Raw genomic sequence first — 18,637 nt, 5'->3', positions numbered from 1 at the left:
CCCGCCCCCGCACAACCGGCTGCCGGCCAGCGGCCGGCACCCGGCTACTCGTCATCCCTGGTGGTAGACCTCTGCGCCAGCCGCGCGGAACTCCTCCGACTTCTCCTTCATGCCGGCCTCGGCGTAGTCACGCACATCCTGGGTGATCTTCATCGAACAGAAGTGCGGGCCGCACATCGAGCAGAAGTGGGCCAGCTTGTGCGCATCCTTCGGCAGCGTCTCGTCATGGAACTCCTTGGCCTTCTCCGGATCCAGGCCAAGGTGGAACTGGTCTTCCCAGCGGAACTCGAAGCGCGCCTTGCTCAACGCGTTGTCGCGAACCTGCGCGCCCGGATGGCCCTTGGCCAGGTCGGCTGCATGCGCGGCAATGCGATAAGCCATGATGCCGTCGCGCACGTCCTGGCGATTGGGCAGGCCGAGATGCTCCTTCGGCGTCACGTAACAGAGCATGGCCGTGCCGAACCACCCGATCATCGCCGCGCCGATCGCGCTGGTGATGTGGTCGTAGCCCGGTGCGATATCGGTGGTCAACGGCCCCAGCGTATAGAACGGCGCCTCGCCGCACTCACGCAGCTGCTTGTCCATGTTCTCCTTGATCAGCTGCATCGGCACGTGGCCGGGGCCCTCGATCATGGTCTGCACATCATGCTTCCAAGCGATCTTCGTCAGCTCGCCCAGTGTTTCCAGCTCACCGAACTGCGCGGCGTCGTTGGCGTCGGCGATGCAGCCCGGGCGCAGGCCGTCACCCAGCGAAAAGGTCACGTCATAGGCCTTCATGATTTCGCAGATCTCTTCGAAATGCGTGTACAGGAAATTCTCCTTGTGGTGCGCCAGGCACCACTTGGCCATGATCGAGCCCCCGCGGCTGACGATGCCGGTCACCCGCTTGGCGGTGAGTGGCACGTAGCGCAGCAGCACGCCGGCGTGGATGGTGAAGTAGTCCACGCCCTGCTCGGCCTGCTCGACCAGCGTGTCGCGGAAGATCTCCCAGGTCAGTGCTTCGGCACGGCCGTCAACCTTCTCCAGCGCCTGGTAGATCGGCACCGTACCGATCGCCACCGGCGAGTTGCGGATGATCCACTCGCGGGTTTCATGGATGTGCTTGCCGGTGGACAGGTCCATCACGGTGTCACCGCCCCAGCGGATCGCCCACACCAGTTTCTCTACCTCCTCGGCGATTCCCGAGGAAACGGCGCTGTTGCCGATGTTGGCATTGATCTTGGTCAGGAAGTTGCGGCCGATGATCATCGGCTCGCTTTCCGGATGGTTGATGTTGTTGGGCAGCACCGCGCGGCCGCGCGCGATTTCATCCCGCACGAACTCCGGGGTGATGATCTTCTGGATCGAAGCGCCGAACGCCTCGCCCGGGTGCTGCTGCAGCAGGCCCGCATCGCGGATCGCTTCCAGCCGCTGGTTCTCGCGGATGGCAACGAATTCCATTTCCGGCGTGATGATGCCGCGCCGCGCATAGTGCATCTGGGTGACGTTCGCGCCTGCCCGTGCACGGCGCGGCAGGCTGCGTGCGGGGAAGCGCACGGCAGCGAGCTTGGGGTCGTGCTCGCGATCACGCCCGAACGACGAACTCAGGCCTTCGAGCTGCTCGGTATCGCCACGTTCCTCCACCCAGCCGCGACGCAGTGCCGGCAGACCGGCGGACAGATCGATACGCACGCCCGGATCGGTGTAGGGGCCGGACGTGTCGTAGACCGTGACCGGCGCATTCTCTTCGCCGCCGAACAGCGTCGGGGTGCGGGTCAACGCGATCTCCCGCATCGGCACCTGCAGATCCGGGCGTGAACCGGGCACGTGGATCTTGCGCGAGCCGGGAATGGGCCGGGTCACGGATTCGGAGAGTTGCTGGGCCTGTTGCTGCAGGGCGGAGAGCTGTGCGTTCATCGGGCATCGTCCAGGAAGGTCAGGGACGAAGCGGCGGCGCACTGCGACCGTGCCCGGACGCTCCTTGGGCGGAGTCCGGGAATGGCTGCATTGCAAAGCTTCCCTACGCCGGTATGAGCCGGATCAGGTTCCAAGGGACTGTCTCAACCGCGGCCACATGGCCGCGGTACCCCCGCTTCTGGCGTGCATTAGAACATAGACCGCCCGCCTCCGGAGTTGCCCCCAATCGATATTCGTTAACAGAACCATGACGTCGCGTTCAGTAACGTGCACGTCCGTCGCGCTCCAGCGACCGATGCTTCCTTCGCCGCCGACGCGGCCCCTGCCCGGTTCGCGCTGCATGGCGCCGGCCCTTCGCTGCAAGCTCTGCTCGCTCCCCTCAATCCCTTGATCGGAGAAGCTCCTTCATGGTGTTTCGCGTTTCCATCGCACTGGTTCTGCTGCTGGTGCTGCTTGCCGGTATTGCACCCGGCCCCTTCAATACCGTGGTGCAGAGCATCCTCGGTGAACTCATCCGCGGCATCGGCTGGCTGTACCTGCTGGTCGTGTTCCTGGCGCTGGTATTCCTGATGTACCTGGCCTTCGGCCGCTTCGGCAACCTGCGCATCGGCGGCGAAGACGCCGAACCGGAGTTCTCGCGGGCCAGCTGGATGTCGATGCTGTTCGCCGCCGGCATGGGCATCGGCCTGGTGTTCTGGGGCGCCGCCGAGCCCATTTCGCACTTCAGCAAGCCACCGGAAGGGCTTGCTCCGCAAAGCCTGGACGCGGCACGCGCCTCGATGCGCTATGCATTCTTCCACTGGGGCCTGCACCCGTGGGCCATCTACGCGCTGATCGGGCTGGCAATGGCCTGGTTCCAGTTCAACCGCAACGGCCGTGGCCTGGTCAGCGACATGCTGCAGCCGATCATCGGCCGCCACCATCGCGGCTGGATCGGTCGGGTGGTCAACATCGCTGCAGTGGTCGCCACCGCGATCGGTGTCGCGACTACGCTGGGCTTCGGCACCATCCAGATCGCCGCCGGCATCGAGCGCGTGTTCGGCGTGCAGGCTACCGTCCCAGTGCAGATGACCATCATTGCCGTCGCCTTCGTGCTGTATATGGCGTCCACCGCCAGTGGCGTGGAGCGGGGTGTGAAGTGGCTGTCCAATTTCAACCTGGCGTTGGCTGCCCTGCTGGCAGCCATCCTGCTGGTGCTGGGGCCGACCGGCTTCATCTTCGATACGTTCACCACCACGCTTGGCTCCTACCTCAACCAGCTGGTGACGATGAGCCTGCGCATGTCACCGTTCTCCGGCAGCACCTGGGTGGCGGACTGGACAATCTTCTACTGGGCCTGGTGGATCTCGTGGGCACCGTTCGTAGGCTCGTTCATCGCACGCATCTCGCGCGGCCGCAGCGTGCGCGAGTTCGTGATCGGCGTAGTGCTCGCGCCGACGCTGCTGGGCTTCTTCTGGTTCGCGGTATTCGGCGGCACCGCGCTGTGGGCGCAGATCTTCGGCCATGCCGACCTGGTGCAGGCGCTGGGCAATGGCTACGAGACGGTGCTGTTCACGCTGTTCGACAGCATGCCGCTGCCGCTGCTGCTGTCGTGCGTCGCACTGGTACTGCTGATGATCTTCTTCGTAACCTCGGCCGACTCGGCGGTACTGGTTCTGGCCAGCATGTCCACTGACGAAGCAGGCGATCCTCCGTTGAAGCGCAAGCTGGCCTGGGGCATCGCGGTGGCGTTGATCGCAGCGGCGTTGCTGCTGGCCGGTGGCCTGGATGCACTGCAGGGCATGATCACGATTGCGGCGTTGCCATTCGCACTGTTGATGGTGCTGGTGATGGTGTCGCTGTATCGGGTGCTGGACCAGGAATACACGCGCGAGCGGCGGCAGGCGCAGCGCCAGCGGCACATGATCGATGCGTGGATCGCACGCGAGATGGCGGCGCAGGAGGAGACGCAGGCCGAGGCCGCACGCGCACACGATCAGGATTGAGGGTGTTTTGCAGCCTGCGGCTGCACCGCTTTTCAGGCAAGGGCCAAGGTCAAATTCAAAGGCGGCTCCGGGTTGCTGCTGGTTGGGTGGGGCGGTGTGAGTGGGCAGGACACGCCGTGAACCCATCCATGGGGGCTCGATGGCGCCATCCATGGCGCCAACGGTCCTGCCCACCCACACCGCCCCACCCCCGACAGTTTCCCGGTAACGGTTGGTTTTCCACGCTTTGCGTGGAAGATGTGTCTCGGAAAACAAGAAGGGGTCGGATCCGTTTTCCTTCGGAAAACGGATCCGACCCCAACACACAGCGCGCGGCTGTTGCCTTTGCCTTTGCTCTTGCTCTTCTTTTTTCTTTTCCTGCGGTGACGGACACGGAAACTGTCCGTGGCCGGGCGGGTGGGTTGGCTGGGGGCCAGATCAGTGAGCCGCATGGATGCGGCGACCGAGCTTACATGGACGTACTTGCAGCGGCCCCCAGACGATCCACCCGCCCGGCTAAGCCCCGTATCACTGCCATCACCGCAGAGGGGGCTCAGCCCGGTGGCCGGGAAACCTCAGTACCCCGCCGCCTGCCCGTCCTTGCGGCTCTCCGAAGCACCGTAGTAAACCCCGGTGTCGGGATCGCGCATGATCGCCTGGTAACCGCCATACGGCCCATCTGCGAACACGATGCGATGCCCCTTGCGCATCAGCGCACGCACTGTTTCATACGGGAAGCCGGTTTCCAGATTCACTTCGCCACCATCGGTCATCGCCGTGGCCTGCCCGGTCGGCTCGGTCGAGCCTTCATGCTGGATGCGCGGTGCGTCACCGGCTTCCTGCAGGTTCATGCCGAAGTCCACCAGGTTCATCACGATCTGCGCATGGCCCTGCGGTTGCATCGCGCCGCCCATCACGCCGAAGCTGGCATACGGCTTGCCACCCTTGGTAATGAAGGCCGGGATGATGGTCTGGAACGGGCGCTTGCCCGGTGCGTAGCCGTTGGGATGGTTCTTCTGCAGCACGAACATCTCGCCGCGGTCCTGCAGGATGAAGCCCAATCCCGGCGGCGCCATGCCGCTGCCCATGCCGCGGTAATTGGACTGGATCAACGACACCATCATGCCGTCGGCGTCGGCCACGGTCATGTAGATCGTGTCGCCTTCCTCCAGCTGCTTCGGTGTGCCCGGCTGCACTTCCTTCAGGGCCTTGTCCATCGAGATCAGCGCGCGGCGCTGCGCGGCGTACTCCTTGGAGATCAGCTTCTGCACCGGCGCCGGCTGGAATGCCATGTCGGCGTAGAAGCGCGCACGGTCGGCGAAGGCCAGCTTCTTCGCTTCGACGAACAGGTGCACGTGCTCGGGTGAGCCGAACGGGATCTTCGAGAAATCGTAGCCTTCCAGCACGTTGAGGATCTGCAGCGCAGCGATGCCCTGGCTGTTGGGTGGCAGCTCCCAGACGTCGTAGCCACGGTAGTTGCTGCTGACCGGCTCGACCCATTCACCGTGGTGCTCGGCCATGTCCTGGTAGCTCAGGTAGCCACCGTTGGCCTTGAAGTAGTCACCGATGGTGCGGGCGATCTCGCCCTTGTAGAAGGCGTCGCGCCCGCCGTCGGCGATCTTCTGCAGGGTGCTGGCCAGGTTCGGGTTCTTCCACATCTCGCCCTTGCGCGGGGCGTGGCCGTTGATCGTGAACTGCTCCTTGAAGCCCGGGTACTGCGACAGCTTGGGCACCGAGCGGTCCCAGTAGTAGGCGATCACCTCGGCCACCGGGTGCCCTTCGCGGGCGTAACGGATGGCCGGCGCCAGGTTGTCGGCCATCGGCTTGCGACCGAAACGGTCGTGCAGGGCGAACCAGCCGTCGACCGCACCGGGCACCGACACCGGCAACGGGCCGGTGGCCGGGATGTCCTTCAGGCCACGACGCTGGAACTCGGCCAGGGTGAGCGACTTCGGCGAGCGGCCCGAGCCGTTGTAGCCGTAGAGCTTCTGCGTCTTTGGGTCCCAGACGATGGCGAACAGGTCACCACCGATGCCGTTGCCGGTCGGCTCCATCAGGCCGAGCGCGGCATTGGCCGCGATCGCCGCGTCGACCGCCGAGCCACCGCCCTTCATCACGTCCAGCGCGATCTGGGTGGCCAGCGGCTGCGAGGTAGCCGCCATCGCATGCGGGGCGATCACCTCCGAACGGGTGGCGAAGGTGTGGCCGGTGATGCGGTCGGCGGCGATGGACAGTACAGGCACGGCAGCCAGCACGGCGGCGGCGAGCAGGGAGCGGGCAAGGCGTCGGGACACGGTCGGGTTCCGGTGGAAGGTGGTTCCGCGATCTTCGCCGCTGCGACCTTCCTACGGTATCGGGCAGAGGTCATGGACGTTGATCCTGGGGTAGATGCGGACCAAGGCAGAAAGCCGCCGGATTCCGCGCAAAAACCGCCCTGAAAGGAGTGAATTCGGGTTCACCGAAACACTTTCAACGGCAACCATGCTTGTGCCGCAAGCGATTGCGCTGGATTCACTGGAAACCGATAAAAAAACCGTCGCGAGGGTTGACACCGCCAAAACGGCTGTGTTTCTCTCGATCACATGTTGCATCACAACACGCCACTGCGAACCCACATTGAAGCCGCCGACGCCGGCGCCGCCTCGCTGCGTTCGATTCTTGTGCTCGTACTTATTACCCAGCCAACAGGTGCGGGACGAGCCAGCGTGTAAGCAACAGACACACCGGAACTCATCAAAAACCCGCACCCGCCCCGGTGCGGGTTTTTTCATTTCAGGACCTGGTTTCAGACGCAACCACCATGACCAACGCTCAGTGCAAAGCCCGGACCCAGACCACCACCACGCCTCGTAGTGGCTGTGCCTGTGCGATGCGCGGCGCCCCCTCCACCGCTTTCCCCTGACCGGCCGGCACGTCACCTCGACGACCGGCCGTTCTTTTTTTCTTCCCACCGCAAGGAACCTCCCCCATGAGCACCAACGACCTGCCCCAGACCAAGATCGCCGTCATCGGCTACGGCAGCCAGGGCCGCGCCCACGCACTGAACCTGCGCGAATCCGGCTTCGACGTGGTGGTAGGCCTGCGTCCGGGTGGCCCGACCGAGGTCAAGGCACAGGCCGATGGCTTCACCGTGAAAGCACCAGCCGATGCGGTGAAGGATGCGGACCTGGTTGCCGTGCTGACGCCGGACATGGTGCAGAAGAAGCTCTACGACGACGTGCTGGCTGCGAACATGAAACAGGGTGCGGTGCTGTTGTTCGCGCACGGCCTGAACGTGCACTTCGACATGATCAAGCCGCGCGAGGACCTGGACGTGGTGCTGGTCGCGCCCAAAGGCCCGGGCGCGCTGGTGCGTCGCGAGTATGAAATCGGCCGTGGCGTGCCGTGCATCTGGGCGGTCTACCAGGACAAGAGCGGCAAGGCGGCCGAGTACGCCCTGGCCTATGCGGCCGGCCTCGGCGGTGCCCGCGCCAACCTGATCCAGACCACCTTCAAGGAAGAGACCGAGACCGATCTGTTCGGCGAGCAGGCGGTGCTGTGTGGTGGTGCGTCGGCGCTGGTGCAGGCCGGTTTCGAGACCCTGGTCGAAGCCGGCTACCAGCCGGAGATCGCCTACTACGAAGTACTGCACGAGCTGAAGCTGATCGTCGACCTGTTCTACGAAGGCGGCATCTCGCGCATGCTGGAATTCATCTCCGAGACCGCGCAGTACGGCGACTACGTCAGCGGCCCACGCGTGATCGACGCCGGCACCAAGGCACGCATGAAGGAAGTGCTGAAGGACATCCAGGACGGCACCTTCACCAAGAACTGGGTGGCCGAGTACGAAGCGGGCCTGCCGAACTACAACAGGTTCAAGCAGGCCGACCTGGAGCACCCGATCGAAAAGGTGGGCAAGGAACTGCGCGCCAAGATGGTCTGGTTGCAAGGACAGGCCGCGTAACCGCGCGGCCCTCCCCCACCCGCTTTGCAAGGTTCCCCCATGAACTCTTCCACACACCGCAGCGCGCCGCCCAACGGCGCGCGCTGGCTGACCCAGGCGCTGGAGGCCGAAGGCGTCCGCACGCTGTTCGGCTATCCCGGTGGCACCATCATGCCGTTCTACGACGCGCTGGTGGACTCGTCGCTGAAGCACATCCTGGTGCGCCACGAGCAGGGTGCCGCCCTGGCCGCCAATGGTTTCGCCCGCGCCAGCAACCAGGTGGGCGTCTGCGTGGCCACCTCCGGCCCGGGCGCGTCGAACCTGGTCACCGGCATCGCCGATGCGATGCTGGACTCGGTACCGATGGTCTGCATCACCGGCCAGGTCGGCACGCCGCTGCTGGGCACCGACGCCTTCCAGGAACTGGATGTGTTCGGCCTGACGATGCCGATCGTCAAGCACAGCTGGCTGGTGCGCAGCGTCGATGACCTGCCGCGCGTGGTGGCCGATGCGTTCCGGATCGCCCGCGAAGGTCGCCCCGGCCCGGTGCTGATCGACCTGCCCAAGGACGTGCAGCTGGCCGACGCCAGCCATCTGCCGGCCCATGCGCCCAGCAGCGTCGAACCGCCGCCGGCGCCGGCCGAGGCCGCCATGGCCGAAGCCATTGCCGCGCTGGCCGCGGCCGAGAAGCCGGTGGTCTACGCCGGCGGGGGTATCGCGCTGGGTGATGCGGTGCAGGACCTGCGCGATTTCGTCGAGGCCAGTGCCATCCCCACCGTGATGACGCTGCGCGGCCTGGGCGCACTGCCGGCCAGCCATCCGCAGTCGCTGGGCATGCTGGGCATGCACGGGACCCGCGCGGCCAACATGGCGGTGCAGGAAAGCGACCTGCTGCTGGTGCTGGGCGCACGCTTCGACGACCGTGCCACCGGCAAGCTGGCGGAGTTCGCACCGTTCGCCCGCGTCGTTCACATCGATGCGGACGCGTATGAGATCTCCAAGCTGCGCAGCGCCGATGTCGCCGTGCCCGGCAACGTCGGTCACGCCATCCGCGCCCTGCGTGCGGCCTTCCCCTCCCCCAAGGCCCACCAGGAGGCGTGGCGCAAGCGCTGTGCGCAGCACCGCGATCGCTTCGCTGCCCGCTACGATGCCCCGGGGCAACACATCTACGCGCCGGCGCTGCTGAAGCGCCTGAGCGAGCTGGCCCCGGCCGACGCGGTGATCGCCTGTGATGTCGGCCAGCACCAGATGTGGGTGGCCCAGCACTGCCGCTTCAACCACCCGCGCAACCACCTGACCAGTGGCGCGCTGGGCACCATGGGCTTCGGCCTGCCGGCGGCGATGGGCGCGCAGTTCGCCTGCCCGGACCGCACCGTGGTGCTGGTCTCCGGCGATGGCAGCTTCATGATGAACGTGCAGGAGCTGGCGACCATCGCCCGCTGCCGCCTGCCGGTGAAGATCGTGCTGCTGGACAACAGTTCGCTGGGCATGGTGCGTCAGTGGCAGGAGCTGTTCTTCGCCGAGCGCTACAGCGAAATCGACCTGTCCGACAACCCGGACTTCGTGGCATTGGCGCAGGTGTTCGGCATCGCCGCAACCCGCATCGACCACCGCGACGACGTGGAAGGTGGCCTGGCCGCGCTGCTGGCCGAACCCGGCCCGGCACTGCTGCACGTGGCCATCGATGCACGTGCCAACGTGTGGCCGCTGGTGCCGCCGAACACCGCCAACAGCACGATGCTGGAAAGCAACCCCGCCCATGCCCGCCAGGAGGTCCCCAATGCACTACCGGCTTGACCTGGTGCTGCACCCGGCCGAAGGCGCGCTGTTGCGCGTGATCGGCATGGCCGAGCGCCGTGGCTTCGCGCCGCGTGCGATCAGCGGTGCGCCGGTGGCCGCCGACGATGGCCGCTGGCACCTGCAGCTGGTGGTGGATGGCCAGCGCCCGGCGGAAACGCTGTGCCGGCAGATCGAGAAGATCTACGACTGCGTGTCCGTGCAGGTCACCGCCGTGGAAGGAGCATCCGTATGAACACCCGTACCGTAGTGACCACGGTGCCGGTACGGAGGCGTCTTCTTCGCCGCCCGTGCCCGCATGCGGCGGTCGCCTGCAACCCGCTGGTGGCCCATGCCGGCCGCTGATGCCAGCCAGGAAAGCGATGTCGGCGACGTAAGCGTCGCCGACGTACTGGCGGCGCAGGCCCGGCTGCGCCGCTTCCTGCCGCCTACCCCGCTGCACCATGCCGAGCGCTTCGGCACCTGGCTGAAGCTGGAGAACCTGCAGCGCACCGGGTCCTACAAGGTGCGCGGCGCGTTGAACGCGCTGCTGGCCGGCCGCGAACGCGGCGATACCCGGCCGGTGATCTGCGCCTCGGCCGGCAACCATGCCCAGGGCGTGGCGTGGGCGGCCTACCGCCTGGACGTCCCGGCCATCACCGTGATGCCGCATGGCGCACCGGCCACCAAGATCGCCGGCGTCGCTCACTGGGGCGCCACCGTGCGCCAGCATGGCACCAGCTATGACGAGGCCTACGCCTTCGCCGTCGAACTGGCACAGCGCCATGGCTACCGCTTCCTGTCCGCGTTCGACGACGCAGATGTGATTGCCGGCCAGGGTACCGTCGGCATCGAGCTGGCCGCGCACGCGCCGGACGTGGTGATCGTGCCGATCGGTGGTGGCGGACTGGCCTCCGGCGTTGCACTGGCGCTGAAATCACAGGGCGTGCGCGTGATCGGCGCCCAGGTGGAAGGTGTTGACTCAATGGCGCGCGCCATCCGCCGCGACGTGCGCGAGATCGCCCCCGTCGCCTCGCTGGCCGACGGCGTGCGGGTGAAGATCCCTGGTTTCCTGACCCGACGCCTGTGCACCTCGCTGCTGGACGACGTGGTGATCGTGCGCGAAGCCGAACTGCGTGAAACCCTGGTGCGGCTGGCACTGGAAGAACACATCATCGCCGAGGGCGCCGGTGCGCTGGCGCTGGCAGCTGGCCGCCGTGTCGCCGGCCGCCGCAAGTGTGCGGTGGTGTCCGGCGGCAACATCGATGCCGGTGTCCTGGCCGGCCTGCTCACCGACATCCGGCCGCGCCCGCCGCGCAAACCACGGCGACGGCGCAGCGAAACCCCGCGCTCGCCGACCAAGGCCAGCGCCCTCGCCTCCCCCGCCTCTTCCCCTTCCCCCCTGCAAGCCGCCGCACCCGCTGTCGAGGAGATTTCCCTGTGACCACCATCGAACGAATTACCACCCCGCGCATCCGCATCTTCGACACCACCCTGCGTGACGGCGAGCAGTCCCCCGGCTGCAGCATGAGCCCGCCGCAGAAGCTGGTGATGGCGCGTGCGCTGGACGAACTGGGCGTGGACATCATCGAGACCGGCTTCCCGGCCAGCTCGCAGTCCGACCGCGAGGCGATGGCGCTGATCGGCCGCGAACTGCGTCGCCCGAGCCTGAGCCTGGCCGTGCTGTCGCGCTGCCTGCAGGCCGATATCGAAACCTCGGCACGTGCGCTGGAAGCGGCAGCCAACCCACGCCTGCATGTGTTCCTGTCGACCAGTCCGCTGCACCGCGAGCACAAGCTGCGGATGACCCGTGAGCAGGTACTGGAGTCGGTACGCAAGCACGTATCGCTGGCCCGATCGTACATCGACGATGTCGAATTCTCCGCCGAGGATGCCACCCGCACCGAGCTGGACTACCTGATCGAGGTCTCGCGCGTGGCGATCGCTGCCGGCGCCACCACCATCAACCTGCCCGACACCGTCGGCTTCACCACGCCGGAAGAGATCCGCGCGATGTTCCAGCAGGTCATCGCCGGCGTCGCCGACATTCCCAACGCCGCCAACGTGATCTTCAGCGCGCACTGCCACAACGACCTGGGCCTGGCCGTGGCCAACTCGCTGGCCGCCATCGAAGGTGGCGCGCGCCAGGTCGAGTGCACCATCAACGGCATCGGCGAGCGCGCCGGCAACTGTTCACTGGAAGAGATCGCGATGGTGCTGAAAGTGCGCCAGGCCTTCTACGAGCAGGACAGTTCGATCAACACCCCGCGCATCGTCGGCACTTCGCAGCTGCTGCAGCGCCTGGTCGGCATGCCGGTGCAGCGCAACAAGGCCATCGTCGGCGCCAATGCCTTCGCCCATGAATCGGGCATCCACCAGCACGGCATGCTGCGCCATCGCGGCACCTACGAAATCATGCGCCCGGAAGACGTGGGCTGGGAGGATTCGCAGATGGTGCTGGGCCGTCACAGTGGCCGGGCCGCCGTCGAAGCGAGGCTGCGCGCGCTGGGCTTCTGGCTGGACGAAGACGAGCTGAAGCTGGTGTTCGAGCAGTTCAAGGGCCTGTGCGAACAGCAGCGCGTGGTTACCGATGCCGACCTGCAGGCGCTGATGCAGGGCGGCTCCAACGCGCAGGGCTACCGCCTGGCCTCGATGACCATCAGCGATGTCGGCAGCCGCGCCAATGCGCTGGTGGAACTGTCCGACCCGGACGGCAACCGCGTGGCCGAGACCGCGCAGGGCGACGGCCCGGTCGATGCGCTGTTCGGCGCACTGTCGGCCGCCACCGGCGTACAGCTGATGCTGGACAGCTACCACGTCCACAGCGTCGGCATCGGCGCCGATGCGCGCGGTGAAGCCAATCTGAGCGTGCGCCACGACGGCGTGGAGTACGACGGCACCGGTACCAGCAAGGACATCATCGAAGCCTCCGCACTGGCCTGGCTGGACGTGGCCAACCGCCTGCTGCGCCAGCGCCACGCCGCCAGCCACAGCAGCACCGACGTTCCCACCCCCGCAACCGCCTGAGGAAGCCGAGATGAGCGCCTTCGACACTCCTACCGCAGCCGCTGGCCAGCAGTGGAACGCCCAGGACTATGCGATCGATGCCGGCTTCGTACCGTTGCTCGGTGGCGCGGTCGCGCGCCTGCTCGATCCGCGCGCCGGTGAGCGCATCCTCGACCTGGGCTGTGGCGATGGCGTGCTCAGCACCGAGCTGGCCCTGAGCGGCGCGCGCATCCACGGCGTGGATGCGTCGCCGGAACTGGTGATCGCCGCCCGTGCGCGTGGCGTCGACGCGCAGGTGATGGACGGCCACGCGCTGTCGTTCGACAGCGAGTTCGATGCGGTCTTCAGCAATGCCGCGTTGCATTGGATGGGCAACCCGGACCGCGTGCTGGAAGGCGTGCGTCGCGCCCTGCGCCCCGGTGGCCGCTTCGTCGCCGAGTTCGGCGGCCATGGCAACGTGGCCACGATCGTCGCGGCGGTCCAGGCCGCACGCGTGGCCCACGGCCATGGCGCCAGCGCCTTCCAGTGGTACTTCCCGACCGCCGATGCCTATGCCGACCGCCTGCGCCAGCATGGCTTCCAGGTGCAACTGATCGAGTGCACGCCGCGCCCGACCCCACTGCCGACCGGCGTCGCCGGCTGGCTGCGGGTATTCGCCGCGCCGCTGCTGGATGACCTGCCCGCCGAGGCCCGCGCCACCGTGCGCGAGGCTGCCACCGCGTTGCTGGCCCAGCTGCCGCGCAATGCCGCCGGCCAGCCGCTGGCCGACTACGTGCGCCTGCGTGTGCTCGCCCGCCGTCGCTGACTTGACCGTTCCGCTTTCTTTACTGATGTTCGCTATCTCGTACTTCTGCCAGGCATACGCATGACTTCCGCACCCCGCACCCTGTACGACAAACTGTGGGACGCCCACGTGGTGGTTCCCGAATCCGACAGCGCGCCCGCCGTGCTGTACATCGACCTGCACCTGATCCACGAGGTGACCTCACCGCAGGCCTTCACCGAGCTGCGCGCGCGTGGCCTGTCGCCGCGCCGCCCGGATCGCACCAAGGCCACGATGGACCATTCCACGCCGACGTTGCCTGCTGCCGCCGACGGCTCGCTGCCCTACGCCAGCGCCGCCGCCGAAGCACAGGTCGCCACCCTGGCGCGCAACTGTGCCGAGTACGGCATCGAACTGTTCGACATGGCTTCCGACAACCGCGGCATCGTCCACGTGATCGCGCCGGAACAGGGTTTCACCCAGCCCGGCATGACCATCGTCTGCGGCGACAGCCACACCTCCACCCACGGTGCATTCGGCTCGCTGGCCTTCGGCATCGGCACCAGCGAGGTCGGCCACGTGCTGGCCACGCAGTGCCTGCTGCAGCGCAAGGCCAAGACCTTCGCGATCACCGTTGACGGTGCGCTGGCGCCCGGCGTCGGCGCCAAGGATGTGGTCCTGCACATCATCGGCGTGATCGGCGTCAACGGCGGCACCGGCCATGTGATCGAGTTCCGTGGCAGCACCATCGAAGCGATGGACATGGAACAGCGCATGACCCTGTGCAACATGTCGATCGAAGCAGGTGCACGCGCCGGCATGGTGGCGCCCGACCAGGTCACCTTCGACTTCGTCGCCGCTACGCCGCGCGGCCCCAAGGGCGCTGACTTCGACGCTGCCGTGGCGCGCTGGCAACAGCTGCGCAGCGATGACGGCGCGCGCTTCGACAGCGAAGTGCACATCGACGCCGCCGACATCCGCCCGACCCTGACCTGGGGTACGCATCCGGGTACCGCGATCGCCGTGGATGCGCCGATTCCCGTCGCCAACGATGCCGCCGCGCAGAAGGGCCTGGACTACATGCACTTCCAGGCCGGCAAGGCGCTGGCGGGCACACCGGTGGACGTAGTGTTCGTTGGTTCGTGCACCAACGGCCGCCTGAGCGACATGCGCGAAGTCGCACAGGTGCTGCGCGGTCGTCGTGTCGCCGAGCGCGTGCGCATGCTGGTGGTACCGGGCTCGGAGATCGTCAAGCGCGAGGCCGAGGCCGAGGGCATCCACGAGATCGTGCGCGCGGCCGGGGCCGAGTGGCGCGAGCCGGGCTGCTCGATGTGCATCGCGATGAACGGCGATCTGGTCGCCCCCGGCCAGCTGGCCGTGAGCACCAGCAACCGCAATTTCGAGGGCCGGCAGGGGCCCGGTTCGCGCACGCTGCTGGCCTCGCCGATGAGCGCCGCGTGGGCCGCGGTGAACGGGCACGTCGCCGATACCCGCGAACTGTTCGCACAGGAGGTGGCGTGATGACCGGTTTCCGTACCCTGACCTCGGCCAGCGTGGTGCTGCGCCAGACCAACATCGACACCGACCAGATCATCCCGGCGCGGTTCCTGTCCACCACCGAGCGTGCCGGGCTGGGCCGCAACGCGTTCAACGACTGGCGCTGGCAAGCCAACGGCGAGCCGGTTGCCGACTTCGCCTTCAACCAGCCGCACAACGCCGGCCGCAGCATCCTGCTGGCTGGCCGCAATTTCGGTTGCGGCTCGTCGCGCGAACACGCCCCCTGGGCACTGACCGACCTGGGCCTGCGTGCCATCGTCAGCAGCGAGATCGCGGATATCTTCCGCGGCAACGCGCTGAAGAACGGCCTGTTGCCGATCGTGCTGGACGAGGCCGACGTCCAGGCGCTGATGCAGCGCCCGGATGATGCGCTGACCATCGACGTGGCCGCGCGTGAGCTGCGCACGCCCGATGGGCGCGTCTATTCCTTCCCGCTGGATGGCTTCTCGCAGACCTGCCTGCTGGAAGGCGTGGACCAGTTGGGGTATCTGTTGGGCCGTGTCCCTGAAATCGAACGTTACGAGAGTGAGCATGCACGCTGAGATTGTTGTCCTGCCCGGTGATGGCATCGGCCCGGAAGTGGCCGCCGCGGCAGTGGCCGTTCTGAAGGCCGTCGCCGACCGCTTCAACCACACCTTCACTTTCAGCGAGCACGATATCGGTGGCATCGCCATCGACCGCCATGGCGAGCCGCTGCCGGCGTCGACCCTTGCCGCCTGCCAGGCCGCCAATGCGGTACTGCTGGGCGCCGTGGGCGGCCCGAAGTGGTCCGATCCGAACGCCAGGGTGCGCCCGGAGCAGGGCCTGCTGGCGATCCGCAAGGCGCTGGGCCTGTATGCCAACCTGCGCCCGGTGCGTACCCACGAGGCCGCGCTGCACGCCTCGCCGATCAAGGCCGAGCTGCTGCAGGACGTGGACTTCGTGGTGGTGCGCGAGCTGACCGGCGGCATCTACTTCGGCGACAAGACCCGCGACGCCGACAGCGCCAGCGACCTGTGCCGCTACACCGTGGCCGAGATCGAGCGCGTGCTGCGCAGCGCCTTCCGCCTGGCCCGGCAGCGCCGCGGCAAGGTCACCTCGGTGGACAAGGCCAATGTGCTTGAAACCTCGCGCCTGTGGCGTGACGTGGCCGCGCGCATTGGCCGCGAGGAGTTCCCGGACGTGGCGCTGGAGCACCAGCTGGTCGATTCGATGGCCATGCACCTGCTGGCCAAGCCACGCGAGTACGACGTGATCGTCACCGAGAACATGTTCGGCGACATCCTCACCGATGAGGCCTCGATGCTGGCCGGTTCGCTGGGCCTGCTGCCGTCGGCCTCGCTGGGCGAGCCGGGTGCGGTGGGCATTTACGAACCCATCCACGGTTCGGCTCCGGACATCGCCGGCAAGGGCATCGCCAATCCGTACGCCACGATCTTCAGCGCCGCGATGCTGCTGCGCCATTCGCTGGGGCTGGAAGCCGAAGCGGCCGCAGTGGAAGCCGCCGTGCATGCGGTGCTGGATGACGGCGTGTTCACTGCTGATCTGGCTGCGAAGGGCAAGGCGGTGAGTACGGTCGCAGCAACCGACGCGGTGCTGGCGAAGCTGGGCTGACCCGGTAGCGCCACGCCCTGCGTGGCGCGCTTTCCGCCGGATATCGTGCGCAGCCACCCATGGGGTGGCTGCACTGGTAGACCCACGCCATGCGTGGATGCCCCGGCCCGTGCCAACCAAGGTTGGCACCTACCAGGACGGTAGAGCCACGCCACGCGTGGCTGCGTTACTTGGTGGTGTACCCACCATTGACCAGGATGGTCTGGCCGGTCATCCACCAACCATCGGTGACGAGGAAGCGGATCCACGGCACGATATCGGCGATGTCGGTCAGCCCGGTACGGGTGAACGCCGATAGCGCCGCCGCGGTCTTGTGGTAGGCCTGCGCATCGGCGCTCTCGGCCGGATAGAAGAACGGCGTGTCCATCGGACCGGGACCGATCGCGGTCACCGAAATGCCGCGCTCACCAAACTCCTTCGACGCCGCGCGGGTGAAGTGCTCGACCGGCGCCTTGGTGCCGGCGTAGCTGGAATAGAACGGCGTGTAGGCACCCAGCAGCGAGGTGACGAGGGTGCAGATGCGGCCACCGTCATTGACGTGGCGGCCTGCTTCCTTGAGGAAGAAGAACGCCGCCTTGGCGTTGACCGCGCTCATCTCGTCGTACTCCGCTTCGCTGATGTCCAGCAGCGGCTTCTTCAATACCTTGCCGACCGTATTGATGGCGATGTCGGGACGGCCGACTGCGGCCACGGCATCGGCGAACAGGCGCTCCATCGCTGCCGCCGAGGTCAGGTCGCCCTGCAGGGCCACCGCCTTGCTGCCGGCGGCCTGCACCGCGGCTACCGTCGCTTCTGCATCGGCCTGGGTAGCGGCACTGTTGTAGTGGATGACGATGGCTTTGGCGCCCTGTGCGGCGAAGTCGCGGGCGATCAGGCCGCCCAGGTTCTTGGCGCCACCGGCGATCAGCACGGTCTTGCCCTTGAGGGAATGCTCGGTCATGGCTTCGGTCTCGGGAGGGGGCTGCCCGGGGTGGCAACCCTGCCCTGACGACGATATCGTGCAGAAAAAGCGGATAAAGCCCGCCACATTGACTTAACTTTCCAGAGCCAGCGAACAATGGACCGGATCGATCGCTTCCGCATCTTCACCCGGGTCGTGGAGTGCGCGAGCTTCACCCGCGCCGCCGACCAGCTCGGCCTGCCCCGCTCCACTGTCTCGGCAGCCATTGCGGAGCTGGAGCAGCGGCTCGGCACCCGCCTGCTGCAGCGTTCGACCCGACGGGTGTCCACCACCCACGACGGCGACGTGTTCCATGCCCGCTGCCTGCGCCTGATCGCCGAGGTCGAGGACGCCGAATCGCTGTTCCTGCAGGTCGACGCCCAGCCGTCGGGCCTGCTGAAGATCGACGTACCCGGTCGCATCGGCCGTCGCATCATCGCTCCGGCGCTGCCCGGGTTCTTCGCGCAGTATCCGCAGGTGGAAGTCGACCTGGGCATGACCGACCGCGCGGTGAACCTGATCGAGGACGGTTGCGATGCGGTGCTGCGGGTCGGCCAGCTGGGCGATTCCAGCCTGGTGGCGCGCACGCTGGGCCAACTCGACTTCGTCAACGTTGCCGCGCCGGCTTACCTGCGCGAACACGGCGTGCCGCAGCATCCTGCCGACCTGCCGCAGCACCGCGCGGTGAACTACGCGTCGCCGACCACGGCACGGGTGGAACCGTGGGAGTGGCAGGACGGCGGCCAACTGCGCACGCTGCCGATGCCTGGCTGGGTGCGTGTGAACAGCGCCGAGGCATCGATTGCGTGCTGCGTAGCGGGGTTGGGTCTTTTGCAGATTCCGCGCTACGACGTACAGGCCGAGCTGCAATCCGGCGCGCTGGTGGAAGTGATGCCACAGCACGTCGCACAGCCATTGCCGGTCACCCTGCTGCAGCCGCATCGGCAACACCGTGCGCTGCGCGTGCAGGTGTTCATCGAATGGTTGCTGCCGGTGCTACGGATCGGTCTGCAGCTGCGGTAGATCCATGCCCTGCGTGGTGCTTCTGTAGAGTCGAGCCACGCTCGACTCATCCCATCATCGCGCGGAGAGCAGCCGAGCATGGCTTGTATGTTCCTCCCGGCTCCTACGCGGTATGTAGGAGCCAGGGTGGAGGGACCGTCAACATGATATCTGCGGATAGCAGCCGACAGACGAGCCGAGCGATCCCCATCCCGCAC

The 18,637-nt window shown here is 66.9% G+C and carries 14 protein-coding genes and 1 riboswitch; of the genes, 11 read left to right on the top strand and 3 right to left on the bottom strand.

The genetic code is table 11. The annotated features are described in order from the left end of the window. Positions 1-51 precede the first annotated feature (51 nt). Positions 52-1,896: a phosphomethylpyrimidine synthase ThiC gene (gene thiC, locus KXV01_RS19275; RefSeq protein ID WP_049413306.1), complete on the bottom strand. Its 1,845-nt coding sequence runs from the start codon at positions 1,894-1,896 to the stop codon at positions 52-54. An 82-nt stretch (positions 1,897-1,978) separates the two neighbouring features. Then, positions 1,979-2,080: riboswitch (TPP riboswitch) on the bottom strand. Positions 2,081-2,303: 223 nt separating this feature from the next. On the opposite strand from thiC, the gene KXV01_RS19270 reads away from it, so the two are divergent. Next, entirely contained in the window at positions 2,304-3,881 is a 1,578-nt protein-coding gene (locus tag KXV01_RS19270; protein WP_100478731.1) for a BCCT family transporter, read from the top strand. 554 nt (positions 3,882-4,435) lie between these two features. Here KXV01_RS19270 and ggt read toward each other — a convergent pair. Next, positions 4,436-6,154 carry a gamma-glutamyltransferase gene (gene ggt / locus KXV01_RS19265; protein ID WP_111097335.1) on the bottom strand — a complete coding sequence of 573 codons (1,719 nt, stop codon included), beginning with the start codon at positions 6,152-6,154 and terminating at the stop codon, positions 4,436-4,438. Between the two features lie 674 nt (positions 6,155-6,828). Here ggt and ilvC point away from each other — a divergent pair. The 9 genes from ilvC (at position 6,829) to leuB (ending at position 16,477) form a co-directional block, all read left to right on the top strand. Continuing rightward, on the top strand, positions 6,829-7,803 hold the full coding sequence (ilvC, locus tag KXV01_RS19260) for a ketol-acid reductoisomerase (protein ID WP_014038401.1): 975 nt from the start codon (positions 6,829-6,831) through the stop codon (positions 7,801-7,803). 39 nt (positions 7,804-7,842) lie between these two features. Then, positions 7,843-9,579 (top strand): acetolactate synthase 2 catalytic subunit, encoded by a 1,737-nt coding sequence (gene ilvG, locus KXV01_RS19255; protein ID WP_049440962.1) that lies wholly within the window; start codon positions 7,843-7,845, stop codon positions 9,577-9,579. Next, positions 9,563-9,814, top strand: a complete 252-nt coding sequence (locus KXV01_RS19250) for an ACT domain-containing protein (RefSeq protein WP_005419108.1) — start codon at positions 9,563-9,565, stop codon at positions 9,812-9,814. Before ilvG ends, KXV01_RS19250 begins: the two co-directional genes overlap by 17 nt. A 96-nt stretch (positions 9,815-9,910) precedes the next feature. After that, positions 9,911-11,002 (top strand): threonine dehydratase, encoded by a 1,092-nt coding sequence (locus KXV01_RS19245; RefSeq protein WP_099495276.1) that lies wholly within the window; start codon positions 9,911-9,913, stop codon positions 11,000-11,002. Further along, a complete protein-coding gene (locus tag KXV01_RS19240; RefSeq protein ID WP_099495277.1) occupies positions 10,999-12,585 on the top strand; it encodes a 2-isopropylmalate synthase in 1,587 nt (528 codons plus the stop codon). Before KXV01_RS19245 ends, KXV01_RS19240 begins: the two co-directional genes overlap by 4 nt. Before the next feature lie 10 nt (positions 12,586-12,595). Continuing rightward, positions 12,596-13,369, top strand: coding sequence for a class I SAM-dependent methyltransferase (locus tag KXV01_RS19235; protein WP_099495278.1), 774 nt, complete (start codon positions 12,596-12,598; stop codon positions 13,367-13,369). 60 nt (positions 13,370-13,429) lie between these two features. Further along, positions 13,430-14,848, top strand: coding sequence for a 3-isopropylmalate dehydratase large subunit (leuC, locus tag KXV01_RS19230; protein ID WP_099495279.1), 1,419 nt, complete (start codon positions 13,430-13,432; stop codon positions 14,846-14,848). Further along, positions 14,848-15,426, top strand: a complete 579-nt coding sequence (leuD, locus tag KXV01_RS19225; RefSeq protein WP_049440955.1) for a 3-isopropylmalate dehydratase small subunit — start codon at positions 14,848-14,850, stop codon at positions 15,424-15,426. The genes leuC and leuD overlap by 1 nt, the downstream gene beginning before the upstream one ends. Then, positions 15,416-16,477 carry a 3-isopropylmalate dehydrogenase gene (leuB, locus tag KXV01_RS19220; protein ID WP_099495280.1) on the top strand — a complete coding sequence of 354 codons (1,062 nt, stop codon included), beginning with the start codon at positions 15,416-15,418 and terminating at the stop codon, positions 16,475-16,477. Before leuD ends, leuB begins: the two co-directional genes overlap by 11 nt. 166 nt (positions 16,478-16,643) lie before the next feature. On the opposite strand, the gene KXV01_RS19215 is transcribed toward leuB, so the two are convergent. After that, on the bottom strand, positions 16,644-17,417 hold the full coding sequence (locus tag KXV01_RS19215) for an SDR family oxidoreductase (protein ID WP_019662047.1): 774 nt from the start codon (positions 17,415-17,417) through the stop codon (positions 16,644-16,646). Between the two features lie 117 nt (positions 17,418-17,534). Here KXV01_RS19215 and KXV01_RS19210 point away from each other — a divergent pair, with 117 nt between their 5' ends. Continuing rightward, a complete protein-coding gene (locus KXV01_RS19210; protein WP_049440951.1) occupies positions 17,535-18,440 on the top strand; it encodes a LysR family transcriptional regulator in 906 nt (301 codons plus the stop codon). Positions 18,441-18,637: the final 197 nt, after the last annotated feature.

Source organism: Stenotrophomonas sp. Ps181, assembly GCF_025697425.1.
Taxonomy (GTDB): Bacteria; Pseudomonadota; Gammaproteobacteria; order Xanthomonadales; family Xanthomonadaceae; genus Stenotrophomonas; species Stenotrophomonas sepilia.
Note: the sequence above shows the minus strand (reverse complement) of the source record. Positions and strands in the feature narration are given on the sequence as shown.